Consider the following 23,511-nt stretch of genomic DNA (forward strand, 5'->3'; position numbering starts at 1 on the left):
TGACAGATCTGCCCCAATCCCCCGATACGCCCGTACTCGCGGCAAAGTCGTCGCGCTGGAAGAACTTTGTCCAATCCGACATTGTGTGGTCCTACAGGCATTCTCCAATCACCATCGTCGCCTCCGTCGTCGCGGCGCTGCTCATCCTCATGGCCATATTTGCTCCCTGGCTGGCCCCCTACAATCCGTTCAACCCGGCCACGCTCAATTTGATGGACGGCTTCACCCCGCCCAATTCCACGTCGATGAGCGGCAAGTACTTCACGCTTGGCACAGACAGCCAAGGCCGGGACATGCTCTCGACGATCATGTACGGCTCCCGCGTCTCCCTGTTCGTCGGGGTTATGGCCACTCTTTTCGCAATGGTCATGGGCGTGGGCCTCGGGCTCGTCTCCGGCTATGTCGGTGGCGTCGTCGACGCCATCATCATGCGCGTTGCAGACGTCCAGCTCAGCTTTCCGGCGATCCTCATCGCACTTCTGATCTTCGGGGTTGCACGCGGGATCATTCCGCCCAATCAGCAGGAAGGTACGGCCGTCTGGGTCCTGATCGTCGCCATCGGTCTGGCGAACTGGGCACAGTTCGCACGCACAGTGCGCGGCGCCACGATGGTTGAGCGGCAGAAGGACTATGTCGCGGCAGCCCGAATACTCGGTGTCAATCCGATCATCATTCTGCTGCGCCACGTTCTGCCCAATGTCATGGGTCCGGTGCTGGTCATCGGCACGATCGGGCTGGCATTGGCTATCATCGAGGAGGCCACGCTCTCCTATCTCGGCGTAGGCGTCCCACCAACACAACCCTCGCTGGGTACGCTGATCCGCATCGGCCAGCAATTTCTGTTCTCGGGAGAATGGTGGATCCTGCTGTTCCCGGCCGCCACCCTTATTTTGCTCGCTCTTTCGGTCAACCTTCTTGGTGACTGGTTGCGCGATGCCCTCAACCCGAAGTTGCGCTGATGACCGAGCCCGTTCTTTCCATAAAGGACCTCGTCGTAGAGTTCCCCTTCCGTGATGACGTGTTCCGTGCCGTAGATGGAGTCTCCTTCGACATCATGCCCGGTGAAGTCGTGGGCGTGGTGGGCGAGAGTGGCGCCGGCAAATCCATGACCGGCTCCGCTGTCATCGGTCTTATCGAGCGGCCAGGCCATATTGCGGGTGGGGAAATCCGCCTGAAGGGCATGCGGATCGACAACCTGTCAGAAGAGCAGAAGGCAAAACTGCGCGGCAAGCGCATCGGCATGGTCTTTCAGGATCCGCTCACAAGCCTCAACCCACTCTATACTGTGGGCAAGCAGTTGGTGGAGACCATTCGCACGCATCTGCCGCTCAATGAGGCCGAAGCGCGCAAGAAGGCTATCGATTTGCTGACCGAGGCCGGCATCCCAAAAGCGGCGGAGCGCATCGATAGCTATCCGCACCAATTTTCCGGCGGCATGCGGCAGCGCGTGGTCATCGCGCTGGCCATCGCGGCAGGACCAGAACTCATCATTGCCGACGAGCCCACATCGGCGCTTGATGTGTCTGTCCAGGCCCAGATCATCAAAGTTCTCAAGAAGCTCTGTGCCAGCCACGGCGCGGCGGTGATGCTGATTACGCATGATATGGGCGTCATCGCACAGACCGCAGATCGAATGGTGGTCATGCACCATGGCAAGGTGGTGGAGACAGGCACTGTCGGTGACATCATTCGCCGGCCTCGTGAACCGTACACAGTCAAGCTTATTGAATCGATCCCGACTATCGTCCGTCAGGAAGGGGCAGCAGTGCCCAGCGTCGCCGCCAACGATGACAAGGCGTATGTGCAGGTCAAAGCGCTCGTACGGGATTTCGAGATCGGAGGCGGCAGCTTTACCAAGCTCCTGCCTGGCAAGGTGGAAATGTTCCGCGCCGTCAACGAGGTCAGCTTCACCATCAACAAGGGCGAGACATTCGGCCTTGTCGGGGAGAGCGGCTCGGGCAAGTCGACCTGTGCCAAGATGATCGTCGGCCTCGTTCGCCCCAGCTCAGGTCATATCCTGGTTGATGGCCACGACATATGGGCCGGCGGCAAAGGGCATCAGGAGCGCCGCAAACGCGTGCAGATGATCTTCCAGGACCCCTATGCTAGCCTCAATCCCCGCTGGAGGGTGAAGGACATCATCGCAGAGCCGATGCGCACGCTGGGTATAGCCCGCAACCGCACCGAGGTGGACCAGCGGGTCGCCGAACTCCTGACGAAGGTGCGGCTCGATCCCAGCGTGATGCGGAAATTTCCTCATGAATTTTCCGGGGGGCAGCGCCAGCGCATCGCCATAGCGAGGGCCCTTTCGAGCCAGCCCGAGTTCATCGTCTGCGATGAGCCAACGTCCGCCCTCGACGTGTCGGTGCAGGCCCAGGTTCTTGAGCTGATGCAAGCCCTGCAGGAGGAATTCGGCCTGACCTATCTGCTCATCAGCCACAACCTTGCCGTGGTGCGGCAGATGAGCAATGCCGTAGGTGTGCTGCACAACGGGGTGATGGTGGAGAAAGGTCCGACTGATCAGATTTTCGATAACCCGCAGGCCGACTATACGCGCATGCTCCTCGACGCCGTCCCGGATATTTCCAAGGTGGCGTGAACATGGCGATGATGGAGTCTATGGAGGCCACGCGACGCAGACACATCATCGATTGTACCATTCGCGTCATTGCGCGTGACGGTTTGACGGGAACGTCGCTGTCACGCGTCGCGCGGGAGGCCAAGGTCGCGAAGGGGATAATTTGCTACTATTTTGGAAATAAGGACGGACTTTTCGCCGCGGTGATGGAGCGTTTACGCGAACGGACCTTCCTCTCCGCAGTGAAAAGGGCAGAAAGTCGTGATGAAGCCTGGGAGCGGATTGCAGCATTTGTTTGTACTCATCTCCAGCTCATGCGCGATCGACAGGTCGAGGTCCTCGCCATGCGCCACCTTGCCGAAAGTGACGGAAATGGCCAGGACGAGGATCAGATTTCGATCTGGCGTGAACAGCGCGACTGGCTGGCAGAAACGCTGATGGCTGGACAACTTGCTGGCGATTTCAAGCAGTTCGATGCGCATGTGGTGGCCGGAGCAATCTCCGGAGCCATCGATAGTGGCCTTGCACGATTGGCCCACGACCCCGAGTTCGATCTCAATCATTGCTCCGCGCAATTGCTTGCACTGCTTGAGCCTGGGGTGCGCGGCGCAAACTTGCCTGACGTCATTCCCGATGCTTCACTAGCTGCAGAGTGAACGGGCGAGGACTTCGGCAACGCATGGCATCTTGGGGACGAGGCCAGTTCGATGTCCTTGGGCAATTGCCGGCCCTGCGGCGCTACGCGCTGAGCCTTACACGAAACCCTTCGGAAGCGGAGGACTTGGTCCAGGAGGCCCTCCTACGCGCCCTGGAGCGACGCGCCAGCTATCGCGCAGGCGGAAATTTGCGCGGCTGGTTGCTGGCCGTGATGCATAACCTCTTTGTCGATCGACTGCGGTCGCGGTCCAGCGCAGCGGACCATGAAAGCGAATTTGGCTCTCGCGTCGCGCTGACCTTGCCCGCCAACCAATACGACACGTTGCGACTGTCACAAGTTCGCCGTGCGTTCGATCTACTCCCGGTTGAACAACGCGAAGCCTTGCATCTCGTGACCATAGAAGGATTGAGCTATGACGAGGCTTCTGAGGTACTCGGTGTCCCGGCAGGAACGGTCATGTCGCGCATCTCCCGTGGTCGAGAGGCACTGCGTCGCTGGGAAAGTGGACCAACACTGAGCTTGGTGAAGGAGAACGAGTGATGTCAAAAGGCAATGTTATTGATGCTTTGGACCTCGTTGCCTACGCTGATGATCAGCTTGAGCCCGAACGGCGCATAGCTGTTGAACACTGGCTGTCGCAGCACCCCTCCGAGGCCGCCGGGATCATGGCCGATTTGCGATTGCGCGGCGAGCTTCGCATGGCGCTCGTGGCCGATGAAGTATCTGTTTCGGACGAAACAGAGCTATTGGCCGCCCGCCTGGGCGGCAAGTTGCAGAGGCAGCAGCTTTTCCGAAATGCCAGGCCGGTGTTTGCGGCGTGCGTGCTTGTCATGCTCGGCTGGCTTGCCCACGATCAAGTCGGCCACACATCCGCATGGGCTTCGAGTGCGGTACCAGACTATGTGTCCGCCGCGGTCGACGCACACCACACCACAGAACTGCGCGCGTCCATGACCTCTCAGGTCCAGGCAACAGATTACGATCCGGACGAGTTGATGGCTGGCACCGGCCTGAAACTGCCCCAACTCCCCAGCAGTTGGACGGTCTCAGACGTACAGGTTTATCCGTCACGCCATGGGCCTAGCGTAGAGATCGCCGTCCACACCACAGAATTCGGACTGATATCAATCTTTGCCGCCAGGCCTGGCCCATTTCTTGTCATGCCGCCGCGCACCAGAGACGTCGAAGATACAACCACCGCCTATTGGCAGGTTGGCGACATGGCATATGCAATCGTGGCCACCGGCCATCAGGATAATGTAGGCGCGGCCGCGACCCGCCTGTTCGAACTGTTGCGTTAAGCCGGAAAACGCGACGCGGAAATGTTCCCAGGCACTTGCATGGTGCTTGTTCCGACAGGGAACGCCATTTCATATCTGTGTCTCTAGTCCCCGTATTGTTTGGGCTTCGCGGTCTACGCATTTGAGCAAACTTGACGTACGGGCTGCGGAACGAGCGTATTTGGCCCCTGCCGAAAAGGCAGCGGCACAACGCAGGACTTCACCGCACGGCGTAATTCAGCGTCAGTAGCACCCGACTCACGCCATCCCGCGCAAGGGGCGGAATTTAGCAGAATACGCGTCTGGAAAGGTGAAGACCGGCCCTGCAACTCAGACGGCCGGACGCGCCCCCTTCGTCCCTTGACGCTCGTGAGGAATGCTCCTATTTTACATTTGAAAAATAGAATTGCAGCCGGCAGAAAATATGTCAGAGATCGCGCAGCCCGAAACGGATCCTCGCTTCATCCGAACGCACAAGTCGCTTCTGGAGGCTTTGATTGCGCTGGTTGATGCGGATCCCGGCCAGCCCATATCCATCACCAGATTGGTTGAGACTGCTGGTGTCACACGACCGACATTCTATCAGCACTTTGCCGATGTGGGCGCCGCGTTGCAGGAGGCCGCGCTGGAGCGCGTGGCGGCCGCATATCCTTCCTTCGTCCGGCATGACGATGGGCGCGCAATTGTCCAGCAGGTCTATGACCACATTCTGCCGCCATTGCAGCATCTTCACGACCACCGGCAATTCTATCTGCGAGTCATTCAGACGGCTGCATCAGCCTCGCTCTTTGAAGCGCTGGTGCGACTGGTCCAGGAACGCATGCAGAGGCATCCACCGCAAAGCGACAACGACCTCTCCGATGTCATCGCGGCAGGAGCGATGTGGCTGGTGGTGCGCTGGTTAAGGGGATCCGTTGACGGAAGCCCTCGGGACATTGCGAGGCGCATCGCCACATTGGCGCCGCTTCTTCAGGAAACCGAGGAAGAGGAGCACCGCTGATGTCGGGGTCACTTCATTTGGGGGCAAAGCTGGCAACAGCGTTTTTCGCTATCACCCTAGCGGCCTGCTCACCCAGCGCGGACAATGCACAAACGCCGGTGCCGCTCGTGGACGTCGTCAAGGTCGAGATACTGCCCCATGCAAGACGGCAAACGCTGACCGGCACCGTAGAAGCCCGCGCCCAGACTCCGGCCGCCTTCCTCATCAGTGGGCGGGTGGAGAGCCTAAATGTCTCCGTGGGAGACAGGGTATCCAAAGGCCAGCTGCTGGCGTCCATGTCCAAAACAGAACAACTGGCCGAGGTGGCCGCAGCGCAGGCTGGCGTCACGGTGGCGCGGTCCCGACTGGGCCAGGCCAAGGCTTCACTCGATCGCCAGTCATCGCTTTGGGAACAGGGTCTCACCACGCGATCGGCATTCGACAGTGCAAATACAGCATGGGAGACAGCAGCGAGTGCTGCCGAAAGCGCCGATGCACAATTGAAACTGGCCGAGGAGGCACTTCGCTATACAAGTCTTGCGGCCAGCGCCGATGGCGTAATCATCCGCAGAATGGTGGAGGCAGACGAAATCGTACAGGCGGGTTCGCCCATCTATTTGATAGCCGAAGACGGTCCTCTCAATGTGGTGGTCAATGTGCAGGAGACTGCCGTCGCCGGGCTTGGCAGCGACCAAAGCATAAGCGTGTCACTCGTTTCTGCCCCTGACGCGAAAGTCACGGGCAAGATTACCGAGGTCGCGCCGGCTCTTGACGCGACTGGCACGGTACCCGTGAAGGTGGCCATCGATGCGAAACTGCCTCTCGGCGCAGCCGTAACTGTGGAGTTCGCTCAGTCCCCAGCCGAACGGGTGATCCTGCCGGCACAGGCGCTAGGGCAATCCCACTCTTCGCCTATCGTCTGGCTCGTCTCCGAGGACATGACCGTTCAGCAGACGGCTGTAAAGGTGGACTCCTATGAGACGGGCAAGGTGATCATCGAACAGGGATTGAAGACAGGTGACGTGGTGGTGGTTGCCGGCTCGCAATTCCTCACCCCCGGTCAACGCATCGAAATCCAGGGAGGCGAGACAGAATGAAAAATTGGCCCCTCCTTCTCTTAGCCCCCTCCGCTCTGCTTGTTGCGGCTTGTTCGGACCAGCAGGCCGTGTCAGTTCCGCCCGCCCGTCCCGTGCTGACAGCGGTTGTCGCCGCAGAAACCGCCAATGTGCCACAATTTGTGGGAGTGGTGACACCTCGCACATCGGTTTCTCTCGCTTTCCGGGTCGGCGGCACGCTGTTGACCCGCCAGGTCGAGACGGGCGATGCGGTGGCCAAGGGCGAAACCCTCGCAACTCTCGACGCCACGACATCCGAACTCGCTGTGCAGACTGCCCGTGCCAATTTGAGTTCCGCGGAAGCACAATTCGCCAATGCCGCTGCGGCGGAAGCGCGGCTACGCACCCTTAACCAAAGCGATGTTGTGACTCTCGCCAATCTGGAACAGTCCGAGCAGCAAACTGCCGGTGCGCAGGCCGCACTTATCCAGGCGCAAGCCAGGCTCAGCCAGGCTGAAGAGCAGCTTTCCTACTCCACTCTGGCCTCACCGATGGATGGCATCACCATGGCCGTGGGAGCCGAAGCAGGCTCGGTCGTAGGTGCCGGGCAGATGGTCGTTACGGTCTCGGACCCGGCCACACGCGATCTCGTCATAGACGTGCCGGAAAGCGTCATCGACCACATTGCGATTGGCACCACCTTCCGCATCGCGCCGCAACTCACACCGTCCACCTCTGTGAGCGGCAAAGTACGGGAGATTGCACCGCAGGCCCATCCCGTGACCCGCAGCTGGCGCGTCCGGATCGGCATTGACAGCGAGGCCGACCAATTCTGGCTTGGCACGACAGCCTCCGCCCTTCTTGATGAAGTCGAGGACGGTACGCTCACCGTGCCACGAACCGCTGTTCGGACGGACGACGACCGGTCTTTTGTATTCGTGGTCGATAGACCGGCATCGGTAGTGCGGCAGCGACAGGTCGAGATCGAAGAGAGCGATAATGGGCCATACCGAGTCATTTCGGGCCTTGGCGCGCATGAGGAAGTCGTTGTGGCGGGCGTCAAAGACCTCGCGGATGGACAACAAATCACGGTCAACCGGGAGCGGCAGGAATGAAGGGCTTCAACCTCTCGGAATGGGCGCTGCAGCACCGCTCCATCGTCTGGTATTTCATGATCCTGGCTCTGGTTGCCGGCGTATTCTCCTATGCCAGCCTGGGTCGGGAGGAGGACCCCGCCTTTACCATCCGGACCATGGTTATCGCGGCAGCCTGGCCCGGCGCCACGGCCGAGGAAATGACGACGCAAGTGACAGAGCGCGTCGAGCGCGAACTGCAGGATCTCCAATCACTCGATTATACCCGCTCAGTAACAACGGCGGGCCGCACAACGATTTATGTGAACCTGCGCAATGAGACGCCAGCAGACACCGTACGGCAGGTCTGGCTCGAAGTGCGAGCCATGGTGAACGACATCGTGCGCACCTTCCCCCAAGGCGTGCAGGGACCTTTCTTCAATGACCGGTTTGGCGATGTCTACGGAAATATCTATGCCTTCACCGCCGATGATTTGAGCCATCGCCAGCTTCGCGACTACGTCGAAGAGGCACGCTCGGAAATCCTTACACTTTCCCAAGCTGGCAGTGTTGAGTTGATCGGCGCGCAGGACGAGGTCGTATTTCTCGAATTTTCCACGCGCCAACTGGCGACCTTGGGCATCAGCGCTGCCGAGGTTATCGCCACGCTTCAAGACCAGAACGCGATTTCATCTTCCGGCGTCATTCAGGCCGGCGCACAGCGAGTTGCCATTCGGTTAGGCGGTCAATTCTCGTCGGAGGATAGCCTGAGCAATGTCAATTTGCGCGTTGGAGACCAGTTCTTTCGCCTGATCGACGTGGCAACAATCAAACGCGGCTATACTGACCCTCCTAGGGCACTTTTCCGCTACAATGGCCAGCCGGCCATAGGCCTGGCCATCGGCATGCGTGCAGGCGGCAACCTGCTCGATTTCGGTCAGGCGCTTGATGAAAAACTCGAGCGGATCGTGGCGGGCCTGCCGCATGGCGTGGACGTGCATCTGGTTTCCGATCAGCCCCATGTCGTGGACGAGGCCGTCAACGGATTCACCAAGGCGCTCTTTGAAGCCGTGGTCATTGTGCTGATCGTCAGCTTCGTCAGCCTGGGGCTGCGCGCGGGTCTTGTTGTGGCGCTTTCCATACCGCTGGTATTGGCAATCACGTTCGTTGCAATGTCCTACCTCGGCATTTCGCTGCAGCGCGTGTCGCTGGGCGCTCTGATCATCTCCCTCGGTCTGCTTGTCGACGACGCGATGATCGCGGTGGAGATGATGGTGTCGCGCCTTGAGGCGGGAGACACGCTCCGCAAGGCGGCGGTCGCTGTCTATACCTCCACAGCTTTTCCGATGCTTACAGGCACAATCGTTACGGTCGCTGGCTTCATCCCGATCGGGCTCAACAACAGCCAGGCCGGCGAATTCACCTTCACGCTCTTTGTGGTGCTGGCGATATCCCTCCTCGTGTCATGGGTCGTCGCAGTCCTGTTCACCCCCCTGATTGGGGTAACCATCCTGCCCAAGCAGATGAAGCACAAGGGGGATGGAAAGGGCCGGCTGATGAGCGCCTTTTCCGCCCTGATCGAAGGCGCAATGCGGTTTCGGTGGCTAACTATTTCTGTAACCGTGGCGTTCTTTGCCTTGTCGGTTTTTGGATTAACCCTTGTACCGCAGCAATTCTTCCCGGCGTCGGATCGACCGGAGTTGATCGTCGAATGGACACTGCCTCACAATGCATCCATTGCCGAAACTCAAGCCCAGATCTCTCAGTTTGAGGCTGAATTGCTGGCCGGAAACGGGAAAATCGATCACTTCTCCAGCCATGTCGGCGAAGGCGCACCGCGTTTCGTGCTGACGCTCGACATACCCGTCGGCATGCCGTCAATGGGGCAGACCATTATCGTCACAAAGGGGGTGGACGTCCGCGACGACGTGAAAGCCGAGGTCGAAGCCTATCTTCGGGATGCCTTCCCCGGCACAGACACCTATGTGCGCCTGCTTTCGCTGGGCCCGCCAGTGACGCGCCCGATCCAGTACCGAGTCAGTGGTCCTGACGTGGAAATGCTTCGCGAAGAAGCGCAGCGCCTTGCCGGCATGATCAACCAGAACCCGAAGCTTGGCCTAGTCCGTTATGACTGGATGGAAACGATGCAGGTGGTCGAGGTAGATGTCTTGCAGGACAAGGCTCGCCAATTGGGCATATCGAACAGCGACATCGCCACGGCGCTTAACGGCATCACGGCCGGCCAGCCGATCACCCAGATTCGCGACAGCATCTATCTGGTGACTGTGACGGGTCGTGCGGAGGAGCAGGACCGGGATTCCATCGAGACATTGCAGGACCTGCAATTGGCGACCGGGGATGGACGCGCCATTCCTCTCGCCTCGGTCGCAACCCTGCGCTACACGCAGGAGCAACCATTGATCGTCCGGCGGGACCGTCTCCCCACGTTGACGCTGAATGCCGATGTGGCGGGGAATGTACAGCCGGCTACGGTGTCCAAAGAACTTGCCCCCGTCATCGACGCCTTCAGGGAAAGCCTGCCCGTTGGCTATTCTGTCGCCGAAGGCGGAACCGTCGAAAGCAGCGCCAAATCCATTGCGCCCATCTTCTCTGTTGTTCCGCTCATGCTCTTCGTCATGGCTACCGTTCTGATGCTGCAATTGCAGAGTTTTTCGCGACTGTTCCTCGTTACCGCGGTGGCTCCGCTCGCCTTGATAGGCGTGGTGGCGGCGCTCCTGCCCTTCGGCAAACCGCTTGGCTTTGTAGCCATACTCGGGGTGCTGGCGCTGGTTGGCATTCTCATCCGCAATTCCGTAATCCTAATCGTCCAGATCGAACATTTGAGGACCGAAGGGATGAGCGCCTGGCAGGCCGTCGTGGAAGCAACCGAGCACCGGGTACGCCCCATTATGCTGACAGCGCTTGCCGCCAGTCTGGGGCTCGTGCCGATTGCTACAGAGGTGTTCTGGGAGCCAATGGCCTATGCCATGATCGGCGGCATCATAGTGGGTACTCTGTTGACCCTGGTCTTCCTGCCGGCGCTATACGTCACCTGGTTCCGCATCCAGCGTGACGAAGTGGCGGATCCCGCCCGGCCCGTTCAAGTTGAGATTTAAGTGTCGAAGAGAACGCAGGTGAACGGCCGCCAATACCTTGGTTAATGCTGGGTTCACCGAGAACGGCAGATGATGACATCGACATGACGTCTGGCCCCGCGCGGTCTTATGCCATCGGTCAACGTGGTGGGAATGCCCGCTACTGACACGATTTGGCGGGTCGCGCGGTTTTGCGGAGACTAAAGCCGATGAGCACCTACACCGTCCTAAAGAAACCACGTCTGGAATTTGGGCTTCATGAGAGCAAGAAGCGCTTCAATTTCAGGCTGGATGATCAAGGAAAGCATGGAATGGGCAGTATGGAGATCGACACCTCAATAGAGATGCGCGAGTTGATCTCAATGGCGCTCGAAATGTTGGTGTTTGCGTCCCGCTACGCCGACCGCGCTGGTTTCGAGAATGCGGTGTTCGTGCATGGTCAGGCATGGCCGGGAAAGTTCGATCAGCTTGAAGAGATCGGTCGCATGATCAGCCAGGGTCTTGAACTTGACACGCCGCATCAAGAGACCGTCGAATGGCAATAGGAGAGTCAGCAAGGAGAGGAGCAACGCGGCCCGCTGATCTGGTCACAAATATTCCGACGAATAAATCGCACTAACAATCACATTGTGCTTCGCGATTGCGCGAAATTGAAATTATTACGATTTTTTTCGTTGCACTGGGAAAATGCACTCGAATTAACATATGATAATCGGCCAAGATTTTTCATAATGTGAAAGGTCGCTTACTGTGCTCCAATTACCATAGCCGCTCACTCGCCAATAATAATACAATAAAATGCACATCACAAATCGCGAATATTTCCCACACCCACTTGACTGGACGTCGATAAATATTATTGGCTAAATGCAATATTCTTGTTGGAATCTCGGCGACAAATAGGCTCTATTGATTACGTCGCATTGATCAGTTTACTGCTTCTCAAGAAGTAGTGGCGGCATAGGTCTGGGGGAACACGGTCTCGCCGCAGATATGAGCCAAAACGGTATTTCGCCCTCAGCTGCCACTCGCCGATTGGAGCAGGCATCAGCAACACCGAAAGACGAATTTGTACCGCACTTGAAGAATTCAAATGGGGTGAAACTCTCGCGCCAGAATTAAGGGATCGTCTGGAACGTGAGGTTCGGGAGGCGGGTCGAGAGCCATCAAAAGATGACGGTCAACTGTATCTCCAGTGGCTTCGACTGTGAAACTGATGTGCCAAGCGAACTAGGCGCCCGGCGCTTTGCCCGAATAGCTTTTCCAGTGCCAGCAGGCGGACGGCAACGCCTCCGTCAATTTTTGCAAGGCCATTATCCCTGTCCAATGGGTTTTCCACTCCGATACTCGCAGTTAATTGGGGGATCGCCTCGGTTCTCTTTTTCGGTCGTACGCGGCCGTGAGGACTGGGAGTTCAAGTTGTGGTGTGATGCTGAATCGTCCGCTGCGCCCGGCGCCGGGCGCGATAGCGGTTGAACTGCTGGTCTGCCAGAACCCCGAGAAGGATCACCGCCCCCATCACCGCAAAATTCAGTGACGAGGGAATACCGAGCAAATTGACGAGGTTTTGCAATTCCTGCAGAAGCACCGCGCCAAGCACCACACCGACGATCGAGCCCTCGCCGCCCCGCAGTGAAAACCCACCGAGCACTGCCGCCGCGATGGCGTAGAGCTCGTAGAAATTGCCATGCGAAGACGGCTGCACCGATTTTGTGAACATGGCGAAATAAATAGCCGCGATGGAGGTGAGCACCGCGCAGATCACATAGGCCGCGGTGATGACCCTGCCGGTGTGGATGCCCGAATATCGCGCAGCATCCTCATTCCGCCCCACCGCGTACAGATGCCGGCCGAACACCGAGCGATGCAGCACTACCCAACAGATCACTGCCACGATCACCATGGCGAAGAAGCAATGCGGCACTCCGAACGACCGCCCGATCGTCAGCCATTCGAGCTGCGGGTAACTGGCCCCGAACGGAAATCCCGCCGTGGCCTCTCCCGTATAGCCCCGGGCCACGCCCCGATAGATGAGCAGCCCACAAAGAGTTACCACAAAGGGCTGCATCTTGAGCCTGGTGATCAGCAGCCCATGTGCCAGCCCCATTAGCGTCCCGGCGCCGATTGTGATCAGGGCCGCAATCGGCCAAGGCACGCCATATTTGCCCACCATGTCCACAAAAACCACGCCCAACAGCGCAATCATCGACCCCACAGAGAGATCGATACCGCCAGTCATGATCACAAAACCCTGGCCTATGGCGAAGAGGCCAAAGAGGCCAATAAGGTTTGCAGTATTACCCAGATTGATGGGCGAGAGGAAAAGCGGGTTGCGCAGATAGACGATAGTCCCCACCAGGATGATCAGGACGGTCAGACCCATGTCCTTCTTTTGCATGGCTTTCCCTAGTTGGCTCCCACAGCAAGCCTGAGCACGCTCTGTTCGGAAAACTGCGTTCGCTGCAGCGATCCCTGCACCCTGCCCTCGCGCAGCACCACGATCCTGTCGGACACGCCGATGACCTCCTCCATATCGCTCGAGATCATCATCACGCCCACCCCTGCATCGGCCAGACCTCGCAGCAGCTGGTAGACCTCAGACTTCGCCCCCACATCGATTCCCCGCGTTGGTTCATCGAAAACGATTAGCCTTGGCCGCATAGACAGCCATTTGGCGAGCACCACCTTCTGCTGGTTTCCGCCGGAGAGTTCGGCGGCCACCTGCGAGAGGTTCACCGCCTTGATGTCGAGCCGGCGGCACTGCGCCGCGGCCCTTGCGCGAACGTGGGTTTCAGAAACGATCCCTTGCCGCGACAGCGACTTCAAATCGGCCAGCACAATGTTATCGCTGACGGAGCTTTCCAGCACGAGGCCGTTTCGCTTGCGATCCTCGGGCACGAGATAGAGCCCGGCATCGATTGCCTCTCGCGGGATACGCGCCCGGAAAGGTTTGCCATCGAGCAGGATTTCTCCGCCGAGCATGGGCGTTATGCCGAAAATGGCTTCGGCCAGCTCCGTTCGGCCCGCCCCCACCAGCCCCGCCACACCGACAATCTCGCCTGCCCGCACATCGAGGTCGGCCCGTGCATGCGGCCAGGCTTGGGTGGTTACCCCGTTCAGGGAGAGGATGACTTCTCCGATCGGTGCAGAGGGCGGCGTGTAGAGCGCCTTGAGGTCTCTGCCGATCATCAACCGGATCATCGCTTCGTGCCGGATCCCGCCGCGCGCAAGCTCGCCTGCCACCCGGCCATCGCGCAGCGCCACCACTCGGTCGGCGCATTCCTCGATCTCGCCCAGCCGGTGGGAAATGTAGATCACCGCGATCCCCTGCGCCTTGAGATCGGCGATCACTTTCATCAGCGTGCGCGTTTCGGAAATGGTCAGCGACGAGGTGGGCTCATCCATGATCACCAGCCGCGCCCTGGTCGACAGCGCCTTGGCGATTTCGAGCAATTGCCTTTCCGCCAGCGACAGGTCAAGCACCCGCGCCTCCGGCCCAAATCGCGCCCCCACACGCGCCAGCAATGGCTGTGCCGCCTCCCGCATGCCCTTGAGGTCCATCAGGCCAAGTGGCCCGAACTGCATCTCCCGGCCAAGGAAAATATTGGCGGCCACATCGAGATTATCGAAGACGTTGAGTTCCTGGTGGACGAACGCAATCCCGGCAGCGTGAGACTCTGTAACGCTGAGACGCTCGTAGACCACATTGTCGATGACGATCCGGCCCGAGCTCGGTGCGATCACACCCCCGAGGATATTCATCAGGGTCGACTTGCCGGCGCCGTTTTCTCCGATAAGTCCAAGTACTTCACCAGCTTGCACTGTCATGGACACGTCGGCGAGCGCGACCACGCCGGGATAGGCCTTCGAGATGGCCTCCATCGCCAAAAAGGGCGCCGGTTGTGGCGCCAGGCGCGGTTTGGAATTCATGGTCATTCCCAACACCAATATCGACGACGGTCACGGCTCGCACCGGGCCAAGGGAGGCCGTGGTCCGGTGCGGCAGCATGCCGGAGGCTCAACCGCCAATGCGTTCCTTGAGCTCGGCCTCGAACGCATCGACATTGGATTTGTCGATCACTTTGGTGGGGACGATGATCAATCCGTCCTCGGGGATTTCGGACTTATCCCCTTCCAGATATTTTGCCATCAGGTGCATGCCCTGATACCCCCATTGATAAGGATCCTGAACAACCGTTCCGGCAAAACTGCCCTCGCGGACCGCACCCAGGGTGATTGGGTCCTCGTCAAAGGCGATGACGGTGATTTGGCCGAGCTTTCCCGCCGCCTGCAGCGCTTCGTAGATTTTCGGCGGATTGTAGGAATAGAACCCAACCATGCAGGTGATGTCTGGATTGGCCGCGAGCACGTCATCCACATTAGAACGGGCGCGGGCAAAATCCACGTCATCACCACGCACGTCAACGAGCTCGATCCCCGAGCCTTCCACCGCCTCCTTGAAACCGGCAATGCGTTCCACGGCATTGTCTGCGCCGAGGAACCCGACAAAACCCATGCACTTGCCGCCGTCCGGTAGCGCCTTGACCGCAATCTCGCCTGCCTGCTTGCCTGCATCGGTATTTGACGAGCCCAGATAGGCGATGCGGTTGCTGTCGGGCGCGTCGCTGTCCGTCGTAAAAAGCGGAATTTGCGCGGCAATCCGGTTAAAGGCGTCGATGGAGTTCTTCGGGTCTGCCGAGGAAATCATGATGGCGTCTGTCCCCGCCGCCACAAGATCGTCCATCAGCGAATTCTGCAGTGCCGCCGTGCCCTGCGCCGGATAGCGGAACTGCAACTCATAGTTCGGCAGCTCCTCCTGAGCCTTCTTGACGCCTGCCTCGGCGAGCTTCCAGAAGTCCGATGCTGCATTGACCACAAAGGCCAGTTGCTGCTTGTCCTGCGCGCTGGCGGGGCCTGCGATTACCGCCGCCAATAGGGCAACCGATAGTGTGCGTTTCCAGTTCATGTTTTCCTCCCAGAAAAAACTCCGACGGCTCTTGCCGCGTCGGGCGGCAAATTTCGGACTAGATGGGCCAGCCCGCCTATCCGGGGTACCAGACGATGCGCGGATCATCGGCAGGACGGACATAGGCCCAGGCGCGCTCGATCATCTGCTCGAGATCGACCAGCGGCCGCCATCCCAGCATTTGTCTGGCCTTGGCGCTGTCGAGCCAATTGCTGAAATAGGGTGTGGGCACATCCACCACCTGAAGCCCGCGCGTAGTTTGGAGATGGGCGGCCACCTGCGCATAGTCGACCGGCTCGGCCATGGAGACATTGAAAAGTTCGCCGTCGGCCCCCGGATCGTCGAGCGCAGCCAGTATGGCGGTGACGAGATCGCTGACATGGATGAAATTGCGCTGGAGGGGCACCCCGTCGGCATCCCGCAACAGCGGAACCGCCTCGAGTTGCGCCAGCCTTTCGATCTCCTCAGCACTGAAGAATTCGGACCAGGGGGGCCCGCCGAACTGACTCCGAAAGCTCAGAACATGGCGGAAATCATCCTTTTCCATGATCCAGGGCGCCCGCAGGCAGCAGCCATTGATGCCATACTGGATGCGGTACTGCTCCAGCATCACCTCTTCGATCACCTTGGTCAGGGCATAACAACCGCGATAGGCCCGTCGCGGCGATGTCTCGGTGATCGGGGCAACGTATTTGTGAAAGATGTGCCCGACCGAGCAATCCCCTCCGATCAGCACGAACTGCCTTGCGGTTGGGCACGCGCGAAAGGCCTCGAGCAGGTTGAACATGCCCTTCACGCCTACATCCATTGCCAGGTCCGGACGCTCTTTGACCGCCGCCATGTGCAGCACATGCGTAACCCCGGCCATAGCGGATTGCATCGCGGCTGCATCAGACAACGAGGCGCGCAGAACTTCGACTGCTGGATGAGTGATCGTCCTGTTGTTGCAGATGGCTCGGATAGACCAATCGGCAAACCGCTCCTCGTCGAGGAAGGCGGGCAAGAAATTGAATCCGACCTTGCCGGTTATTCCGGTAACGAGCAGCTTCACAACGATACCCCTCAATCAAGGAGGGCCGGCACGCCGCAAAAACAACATGCCGGCCTGAGCTGTTTTTACTGGGCGCAAAAGCCGGGTTCTTCCCGGGTGCAGACGTCCAGGCCGGTGTACAGCGGGTCATCCACCGTCTCGCCGTTGATAAGCTGCATCATCACTTCCGGCGCCCGCTGGCCCATCTCGAACGGCCGCTGGCCGATCTGGGCGTGGCTGCGCCCCTCGTTGAATGCCTGCACCTGTGGCGGGAGCGTATCGCCGGCGACGATAACCAGCTCGTTATTCGTGAGCTTGTCCATCACCTGGTCGGTCACCTGGGCATAGGCCTGCGGGGCAAATTGCGCCCAGCCACCGACGAGGATGAACGCGTCAAGGTCGGGGTTGGACGTGAACACGTCGGCCATCTGCTGGTTGGCCAAGTCGATCTGGTCATTGGTGAAAACGGGGCAACCCTCGATTTCCGTCCAGCCCCCCTCCCCGGCGAGGCGCGATACGCCCTTGGATCCGGCTATGGTGTCGCGGAACCCAGCCGCACGCGCATTGATGTTGTCGGCCGCCACATTGCCCAACTGCAGGCACACCGTGCCGCCATCGGGTTTGAGGCGCTTGGCCTGCTCGGCCATCATGACACCCATCAGATAATTGTCCGTGCCGAGGAACGTGGCGCGCAGTGACCTGTCGGCCTCAGAAAGGTCGGCGTCGATGGTCATAACCGGGATTTTAGGGGCAACTTCCCGGAGACGATTGGCCATTGCCGGCGCGTTGGATGGAGAGATGGCAATTGCAGCGACGCCCCGCGTCAAAAGATCGTCGACGAGCTGCACTTGCCCGGCCTCGTCGGCGCTGGATGCCGGGCCGGTATAGAGGCATTCATACTCAGAATCCGGGTTCTTCGCGGCCCAGTCCTGGCAGCCCAGGTTGATCTGTTCGAAGAAGGGATTGTCCAAACCCTTGACCACTATGGCCAACGTTTTCTTCTCCTGAGCCTGAGCACCCGCCGCACCGCTGGCCGCAAGCGCAAGGGCCACCGCTATCGCACCGAAATACCGCATCTTCTACTCCTCCCATGTTGTGAACGCCGAGCAGGAGGCCAACGGCCACCCGACGCGACGCAACGCGCTTCACTACTCCTCCAGCGTGATTTCGCCGCTCGGCACTCCGAGCGCGCAAGACTTTCTGCATAGCGAATTTGATATTATGTGATAATATCATCATCGAAATATGACGGGCGTCAAGTTGTATTCTGTGGTGAATGAAGCGGCGAAAAAGGTCCCTGCCAGCCAAGGCTTAAGCCGCAAATAAGCAGCACAAGACAGACTATGCATCAATCGTTTGGGTGACAGCGACTGATTGGGAAGCGGATGAGCACACTCCAATTAGATAATATTAGCAAACATTTCGGCGCAATCCATGCATTGATCGACGTATCGCTGACGATCAAGTCGGGCGAGGTGCTGGGGCTGATGGGAGACAATGGAGCGGGAAAATCGACGCTGGTAAAAGTCATAGCGGGGAATTTCGCGCCCACCTCGGGTCAAATGTCGATCGATGGCGGCAAAGTCGACTTCCGCAGGCCGATCGAAGCCCAGCGCGCTGGCATCGAGGTCGTCTACCAGGACCTGGCGATCTGCAACAATCTTTCGGCCGCCTCCAATGTCTTTCTCGGGCGCGAAATGATGCGCCAGATCGGACCCTTTCGTATCCTCGATTATGCCGGAATGCGTGATCGTACGGCCGAGCTCTTCAAGCGGCTCAAGTCCGAAACCCGCCCCCGAGACCTTGTCAGGCGCATGTCGGGCGGCCAGCGGCAAGCCGTCGCAATTGCCCGGACACTTCTAAGCGATGCCCGTTTCGTGCTCATGGATGAGCCGACCGCGGCAATCTCCGTGCGCCAGGTGGCCGAGGTGCTCAACCTCATCCGCCAGCTGCGCGACCATGGGATCGCTGTCGTTCTGGTCAGCCACCGCATGCCAGACGTATTCGATGTCGCCGATCGCATCGCCGTGCTCCGCCGCGGAAGGTTGGTCGCCGACAAGCGGATTTCCACCACCTCACCAGAGGAAATTACCGGCCTCATCACAGGTGCCATCGAACTCGCATGACCCCGGAGAAGTCGAACATGTCCGCCGATACCCTGTCCGAGGCCATCGACCGCTCGGAACATCGCAGCGCCTTGGCGCGCATCACCAGCCACCAGACATTTTGGGTCTTTCTGGCAGCCGTTCTCGCTTGCCTGGCGCTGTCCCTGCTGACCGACACTTTTGCCAGTGAGCGCAATCTCTTCAACGTTTCGCGAAATTTCGCCTTCGTGGGCATCATCGCGATCGGCATGACCGCAGTCATTGCCTCGGGCGGCATCGACCTCTCGGTGGGCTCAACCGTTGTCCTCTCGGCCATGGTCGTTGCCGTGCTCATGTCAGCGGGACAACCCATATGGATCGGCATCCCCGCTGCCCTGCTGGCGGCCATCCTGGTCGGCACATTCAACGGCGTCCTGATTTCCTATGCCGGCATGCCGCCCTTCGTGGTCACACTGGGCGCCCTTTCCGTGGTACGATCGCTGGCCATGGTCCTCTCTGACAACAAGATGATCTACGAATTCGGCCCAGACACGCGGCTGCTGCTGTCTCTGGGCGGCGGTTCCACGCTCGGCCTGCCCAACCCGCTGATCGTGCTCGCAATACTCGCTGCAATAACGGCCTTTCTCTTCAAGTGGACGCGGTGGGGGCAACATCTTTTCGCCATGGGTGGCAACGAGCAGGCCGCCCAGCTCACCGGCATTCCAGTGCGCAGGCTGAAAGTCTCGGTCTATATCTTTTCGGCGTTCACGGCCGGCATAACCGGTGTGCTGGAAGTCGGCTGGTTGGGCGGGGTTACCACCAATCTCGGCCAGGGCATGGAATTGTCGGTGATTGCTGCGGCGGTTATCGGCGGTGCCAATCTGGCCGGGGGCACCGGCACGGCATTCGGGGCCATTGTCGGCGCCCTCCTCATCGAGGTCATCCGCAACAGCCTCATCCTCCTGGGCATCAGCACGTTCTGGCAAGGGGCCTTCGTCGGCTCGTTCATCATCATAGCCGTGGCCTTTGACCGCTTCCGCAGCCTCCGTTCTTCGGAATGAGACTGCCCGGCCCCCCCAGCCGCTGGCGGAGCAGACTAGCGCGCCGCGAGACGCCGCTCTGTCAGTTGGGCGACCGTGCTGGTTGATTGCCGCTCGACCAGTTCGCATTCGACCTTGATCCGGCTGGGGGACGAATGAAGTCCGCCCGCATCGTCAAGAAGCAGTTCCACGGCAGCGCGTCCCATCTCGTAAAGCGGCAGCACCAGCGTGGTCAGGGGCGGGTGCATATATTGTGCGATCTCGCGATCATCAAAGCCGATGACGGCAACGTCGTCCGGCACTGCCAGCCCGAGTTCGCGTAGCGCGTCGTAGCAGCCGACCGCCATCATGTCGTTGGCGCAAAAGATTGCGTCGGGCGGATTGTCAAGCGCCATCAACTCCCTGGTCATCTGATAGCCAGCGGAGGGCTCCCAGTTCCCAGGGCGGACAAGGGCCGGATCGAACGGCACGTCATTACTCGACAGAGCCTGCTTGTATCCTTTCAAGCGATCGCGCGCGGCGTCGACCCCCTGCTGGCCATTGATGAACCCGATGCGAGTGCGACCTCTGTGCAGCAGGTGCTCCGTAGCCGCACGACCGCCCAAGACGTCGCCGGGCAAGATAGAGTGGAATTGGTGCTCGGGGTCATAGCAGTTGACCAGCACCAAACGATGCCGGGCCAGCGACTGGGGGATTTGGACCTGGCGTGCGAGGATGGTGCCGTAGATCAGTCCCAGGATTGGCAAATTTCCAAGGCCGGCAAGGATATTGGTTTCCACATCGGCGTCACCGTGGCTAACGCCCATGAGCATATTTATTCCGGCCTCCAGCGCCTTATCGCGCGCGCCTTCGAAGGCCAAGGACATCCAGGGATCCGTGATGGTTTCGTCGGCCATAAAGATAATGGTGGACTGGCCGCCCGGGGCGATGCGTTGCCCGCGTCGTACGAACTTATACCCCAGTCGCTGGGCGGCCTCGACGACCCGCTTTCGCGTTTCATCTGCGAGCCGGCCACTCTTGCCACCACTGAGCACGAGCGACACGGTTGCCTGTGATACCCCTGCTGCAGCGGCTCCATCATGGTGGGGCGCCCCGAAGGCGAGCGTCGCTTGGAAGTCTTCACAGGCAAGATCCGCTTCAGTCAATTTCTGATGAAAGTCACAGATTGGGGAAGGATACCCCACCAACAAATGCCATGATCAGCACAGTTCACCCTACTACTAAGTATCTGCATGGCTTCGCCCGATCTTCTCATCACGGCCCTTGATGAGGCTGCCATAAAACTACCATGGCGACCCAACGTAACACACGAAAACGCCAGCGGCACAATGTAGGGGCATATGCCCTACTCTCGCCCTACGCCCCCAGATCTCCACGGTAACGTCGAGGCCTAAGCCGAAATCGCGTCTGGGCAAATGATGATACTCGACAACTCATCCTGCAGCGGAGCCATCGCGCTCGGCTGCTCTGAGGTACATCACAGTTTCGACTTCCAGAAGATGAGGAAAATCAAGAACCTATAGCCATGTCGGGAAAGTGGCGGAGAGGAAGGGATTCGAACCCTCGAGACCGTTCCCGATCTGCACCCTTAGCAGGGGTGTGCCTTCGACCACTCGGCCACCTCTCCACGCAAGGCGGGTCTAGCGGGAGAGGGTTTGATTGGCAAGCGCTTTTTGGTTCCGGCGGCACCAATGCCGGGGAAAGACGTGGTCTATCGGAGTTTGCTCGATCTGCCGCGCTGGGTTTGGTGCGAAACTGCAGGGCGTGTGCGTGGCTTAGCCCATGGTCGAATCGCTCGAGTTGCGTTTCCCTGCGTCGAGATGAGAAGGGGAAGACGATGGGCAAACGCGGTACGGACGGCTTCTGGCTGACGCTGGGCCTGGGATTTGTCTTCACCGTCGTCGGCGCCCAGGCGCAGGGGGTGGCGCCGATCGAGGGTGTTTGGCGCACCGTCCTTGCCTCGGAGGTCACGATCGCATCCTGCCCCGAAGGCTTTTGCGGCTATCTGAGCAAGATCGTCGTGCCAGAAGGCATGCTGAGCGGAGCAGAGGCGGAGGCCGCCGCCGCGATGCCCCCGGAGGCGTTTTTCGATGCTCGGAACAAGGACCCTGCCCTGCGAGGCCGGCCGATGCTCGGCCTGCAAATCCTCCAGCTGCACCAAGGCAGCGAACCGACCGTTTATGACGGGGAGGTCTACAACCCCGAGGATGGAAACACCTATTCCGGATATATGGAAATGCTGGGTCCCGACCTGGTGCGGCTTAATGGCTGCGTGCTTTTCAACGTCGTCTGCCGGGGCGAGGACTGGGTCAGGGTGCTGCCAGAAATGATCGACCCCAGCGCCGTAGCGCCGGGATCGTAATGGCTAAAATCAGCGAGCGCGCTGATTGAACAGGACTTTTTGCGCTTCCTTGTCGTTGGCAAGGTCGTGGTTCGGAATGTCCTTGCCGTAGGCCAAGCCTCGCGCGACGGCTGGGCGCGCGCCGACGCGCTCAAGCCAGGCGTGGACGTGGGGGAAATCCTGCTGCGTGATGCCGTAGCGCTCCCAGGACTGGGCCCAGCCGATGGAGGCTATGTCGGCGATGGAATAGTCTCCGGCGATGTATTCGCTATCGGCCAGCTGCTTGTTCAGGACGCCGAAAAGACGATGGGTTTCATCGCTGTAACGCTTGATGGCATAAGGCACCTTTTCAGGCGCATAGACTGAGAAATGGTTGTTTTGGCCGAGCATGGGACCAAAGCCGCCGACCTGCCAGAACAGCCATTCGTCGACCTTGACCTGGGCGCGCGCATCGGTCGGGTAGAATTGGCCGAATTTCAGGCCAAGATATTTGAGGATAGCGCCGGATTCGAAGATCGAGATCGGCTCGCCGCCCGGACCTTCGGGATCGACGATGGCCGGGATTTTGTTGTTCGGTGAAATCGCCAGGAACTCCGGGGTGAACTGCTGGCCCTTGCCGATATCGATGCGGTGGTAAGTCCATGGCACGCCAAGCTCTTCGAGCATGATATGCACCTTCTGCCCGTTGGGCGTGGGCAGTGAATATGCGTCGATAGGCTTGGTCTGGGTGGTCATGGCAAGGCGTCCTCTAATTGACTGGATGCATTCTATCGGTACTTGCCGATGAAAAACAAGGCGCTGGAGAGAAAGCGGAATCTCCCCTCCAGTCCATCTTGTCCAATCTATTCCCGGCCCACCTCCATTTGCGGCTTTCCATTTCCGCGGAGGGCAAGGGAGATGCCGCGCGCATCCACTGTAGCCGTAACGCGGTGGCGCAGTGCCGCGAACATAAAGTCCGGCGTCACGTTGACCGGGTCATCGAACTTCACAGTGAGCGTGAAGGTCTGCATGTCTCCGGACATCTGGACACCGATCACCAGCCCCTTGAAGGGCTGTTCGAGGTAAAGACCCCTGACGCGCATGCCCACCTGGAAGGGCACCATCACACGTTCGGGCAAGGCGGCGCGCGCAGTGTTCCAGTCGCGAAAGCCGTGGCGACGGGCGATTTCTTCAAGGGCGGCGCCGTGGGACAGGTCAAGCCCGGCCCGGCTGCGCTCGTCGCGAAGGGCGCGGGCTTCGGCCTTGAGAGTCTGGGCAGAGGGGGTATCGAGGGAAAAAGTCATGGCGTGTCCTCTCCTGGAGGAGGCGACTGGTCCATGGGTGCTCGCCTTG

The 23,511-nt window shown here is 59.6% G+C and carries 21 protein-coding genes and 1 tRNA gene; 13 read left to right on the forward strand and 9 right to left on the reverse strand.

From position 1 onward, the window contains the following. Window positions 1-8 precede the first annotated feature (8 nt). The 10 genes from N0P34_RS14465 to N0P34_RS14510 all read left to right on the forward strand — a co-directional run bounded on the left by N0P34_RS14465 (window position 9) and on the right by N0P34_RS14510 (window position 11,263). On the forward strand, window positions 9-959 hold the full coding sequence (locus N0P34_RS14465; RefSeq protein WP_275606993.1) for an ABC transporter permease: 951 nt from the start codon (window positions 9-11) through the stop codon (window positions 957-959). Then, window positions 959-2,599 carry an ABC transporter ATP-binding protein gene (locus N0P34_RS14470; protein ID WP_275603928.1) on the forward strand — a complete coding sequence of 547 codons (1,641 nt, stop codon included), beginning with the start codon at window positions 959-961 and terminating at the stop codon, window positions 2,597-2,599. Before N0P34_RS14465 ends, N0P34_RS14470 begins: the two co-directional genes overlap by 1 nt. Before the next feature lie 2 nt (window positions 2,600-2,601). Continuing rightward, window positions 2,602-3,234, forward strand: a complete 633-nt coding sequence (locus N0P34_RS14475) for a TetR/AcrR family transcriptional regulator (RefSeq protein WP_275603929.1) — start codon at window positions 2,602-2,604, stop codon at window positions 3,232-3,234. A gap of 23 nt (window positions 3,235-3,257) precedes the next feature. After that, window positions 3,258-3,776 (forward strand): sigma-70 family RNA polymerase sigma factor, encoded by a 519-nt coding sequence (locus N0P34_RS14480; RefSeq protein ID WP_275603930.1) that lies wholly within the window; start codon window positions 3,258-3,260, stop codon window positions 3,774-3,776. After that, window positions 3,776-4,537, forward strand: coding sequence for an anti-sigma factor (locus tag N0P34_RS14485; RefSeq protein ID WP_275603931.1), 762 nt, complete (start codon window positions 3,776-3,778; stop codon window positions 4,535-4,537). Before N0P34_RS14480 ends, N0P34_RS14485 begins: the two co-directional genes overlap by 1 nt. Window positions 4,538-4,940: 403 nt before the next feature. Further along, window positions 4,941-5,516 carry a TetR-like C-terminal domain-containing protein gene (locus N0P34_RS14490; RefSeq protein WP_275603932.1) on the forward strand — a complete coding sequence of 192 codons (576 nt, stop codon included), beginning with the start codon at window positions 4,941-4,943 and terminating at the stop codon, window positions 5,514-5,516. Continuing rightward, a complete protein-coding gene (locus tag N0P34_RS14495; RefSeq protein ID WP_275603933.1) occupies window positions 5,516-6,592 on the forward strand; it encodes an efflux RND transporter periplasmic adaptor subunit in 1,077 nt (358 codons plus the stop codon). The genes N0P34_RS14490 and N0P34_RS14495 overlap by 1 nt, the downstream gene beginning before the upstream one ends. A gap of 68 nt (window positions 6,593-6,660) precedes the next feature. Continuing rightward, on the forward strand, window positions 6,661-7,665 hold the full coding sequence (locus tag N0P34_RS14500) for an efflux RND transporter periplasmic adaptor subunit (RefSeq protein WP_275603934.1): 1,005 nt from the start codon (window positions 6,661-6,663) through the stop codon (window positions 7,663-7,665). Continuing rightward, on the forward strand, window positions 7,662-10,739 hold the full coding sequence (locus N0P34_RS14505; protein WP_275603935.1) for an efflux RND transporter permease subunit: 3,078 nt from the start codon (window positions 7,662-7,664) through the stop codon (window positions 10,737-10,739). The genes N0P34_RS14500 and N0P34_RS14505 overlap by 4 nt, the downstream gene beginning before the upstream one ends. Window positions 10,740-10,927: 188 nt before the next feature. Further along, on the forward strand, window positions 10,928-11,263 hold the full coding sequence (locus N0P34_RS14510) for a hypothetical protein (RefSeq protein WP_275603936.1): 336 nt from the start codon (window positions 10,928-10,930) through the stop codon (window positions 11,261-11,263). 869 nt (window positions 11,264-12,132) lie between these two features. Here N0P34_RS14510 and N0P34_RS14515 read toward each other — a convergent pair. From N0P34_RS14515 to N0P34_RS14535, 5 genes are all read right to left on the reverse strand, one after another. Further along, a complete protein-coding gene (locus N0P34_RS14515) occupies window positions 12,133-13,116 on the reverse strand; it encodes an ABC transporter permease (RefSeq protein WP_275603937.1) in 984 nt (327 codons plus the stop codon). An 8-nt stretch (window positions 13,117-13,124) separates the two neighbouring features. Beyond that, entirely contained in the window at window positions 13,125-14,648 is a 1,524-nt protein-coding gene (locus tag N0P34_RS14520) for a sugar ABC transporter ATP-binding protein (protein ID WP_275603938.1), read from the reverse strand. A gap of 88 nt (window positions 14,649-14,736) precedes the next feature. Then, window positions 14,737-15,684: a sugar-binding protein gene (locus tag N0P34_RS14525; RefSeq protein ID WP_275603939.1), complete on the reverse strand. Its 948-nt coding sequence runs from the start codon at window positions 15,682-15,684 to the stop codon at window positions 14,737-14,739. Between the two features lie 76 nt (window positions 15,685-15,760). Beyond that, window positions 15,761-16,735, reverse strand: a complete 975-nt coding sequence (locus N0P34_RS14530) for an NAD(P)-dependent oxidoreductase (RefSeq protein ID WP_275603940.1) — start codon at window positions 16,733-16,735, stop codon at window positions 15,761-15,763. Window positions 16,736-16,800: 65 nt separating this feature from the next. After that, the gene (locus N0P34_RS14535; RefSeq protein WP_275603941.1) at window positions 16,801-17,790 is read right to left on the reverse strand and encodes a sugar-binding protein; all 990 of its coding nucleotides are present in this window, start codon (window positions 17,788-17,790) and stop codon (window positions 16,801-16,803) included. A 309-nt stretch (window positions 17,791-18,099) separates the two neighbouring features. On the opposite strand from N0P34_RS14535, the gene N0P34_RS14540 reads away from it, so the two are divergent. Together N0P34_RS14540 and N0P34_RS14545 are read left to right on the forward strand one after the other, a co-directional pair. Beyond that, a complete protein-coding gene (locus tag N0P34_RS14540) occupies window positions 18,100-18,840 on the forward strand; it encodes an ATP-binding cassette domain-containing protein (RefSeq protein WP_275603942.1) in 741 nt (246 codons plus the stop codon). A gap of 17 nt (window positions 18,841-18,857) precedes the next feature. Continuing rightward, window positions 18,858-19,859 carry an ABC transporter permease gene (locus tag N0P34_RS14545; protein WP_275603943.1) on the forward strand — a complete coding sequence of 334 codons (1,002 nt, stop codon included), beginning with the start codon at window positions 18,858-18,860 and terminating at the stop codon, window positions 19,857-19,859. A 35-nt stretch (window positions 19,860-19,894) separates the two neighbouring features. On the opposite strand, the gene N0P34_RS14550 is transcribed toward N0P34_RS14545, so the two are convergent. Together N0P34_RS14550 and N0P34_RS14555 are read right to left on the reverse strand one after the other, a co-directional pair. Next, window positions 19,895-20,983 carry a LacI family DNA-binding transcriptional regulator gene (locus N0P34_RS14550; protein ID WP_275603944.1) on the reverse strand — a complete coding sequence of 363 codons (1,089 nt, stop codon included), beginning with the start codon at window positions 20,981-20,983 and terminating at the stop codon, window positions 19,895-19,897. A gap of 392 nt (window positions 20,984-21,375) precedes the next feature. Continuing rightward, window positions 21,376-21,465, reverse strand: a tRNA-Ser gene (locus tag N0P34_RS14555). 210 nt (window positions 21,466-21,675) lie between these two features. Here N0P34_RS14555 and N0P34_RS14560 point away from each other — a divergent pair. After that, window positions 21,676-22,200, forward strand: a complete 525-nt coding sequence (locus N0P34_RS14560) for a DUF2147 domain-containing protein (RefSeq protein ID WP_275603945.1) — start codon at window positions 21,676-21,678, stop codon at window positions 22,198-22,200. Between the two features lie 9 nt (window positions 22,201-22,209). Here N0P34_RS14560 and N0P34_RS14565 read toward each other — a convergent pair whose 3' ends face one another. Further along, window positions 22,210-22,914: a glutathione S-transferase N-terminal domain-containing protein gene (locus N0P34_RS14565; protein ID WP_275603946.1), complete on the reverse strand. Its 705-nt coding sequence runs from the start codon at window positions 22,912-22,914 to the stop codon at window positions 22,210-22,212. A 107-nt stretch (window positions 22,915-23,021) separates the two neighbouring features. Continuing rightward, on the reverse strand, window positions 23,022-23,462 hold the full coding sequence (locus N0P34_RS14570; RefSeq protein ID WP_275603947.1) for a glyoxalase superfamily protein: 441 nt from the start codon (window positions 23,460-23,462) through the stop codon (window positions 23,022-23,024). Between the last annotated feature and the right edge of the window lie 49 nt (window positions 23,463-23,511).

It is taken from the genome of Devosia sp. FJ2-5-3 (assembly GCF_029201545.1).
Classification (GTDB): domain Bacteria; phylum Pseudomonadota; class Alphaproteobacteria; order Rhizobiales; family Devosiaceae; genus Devosia.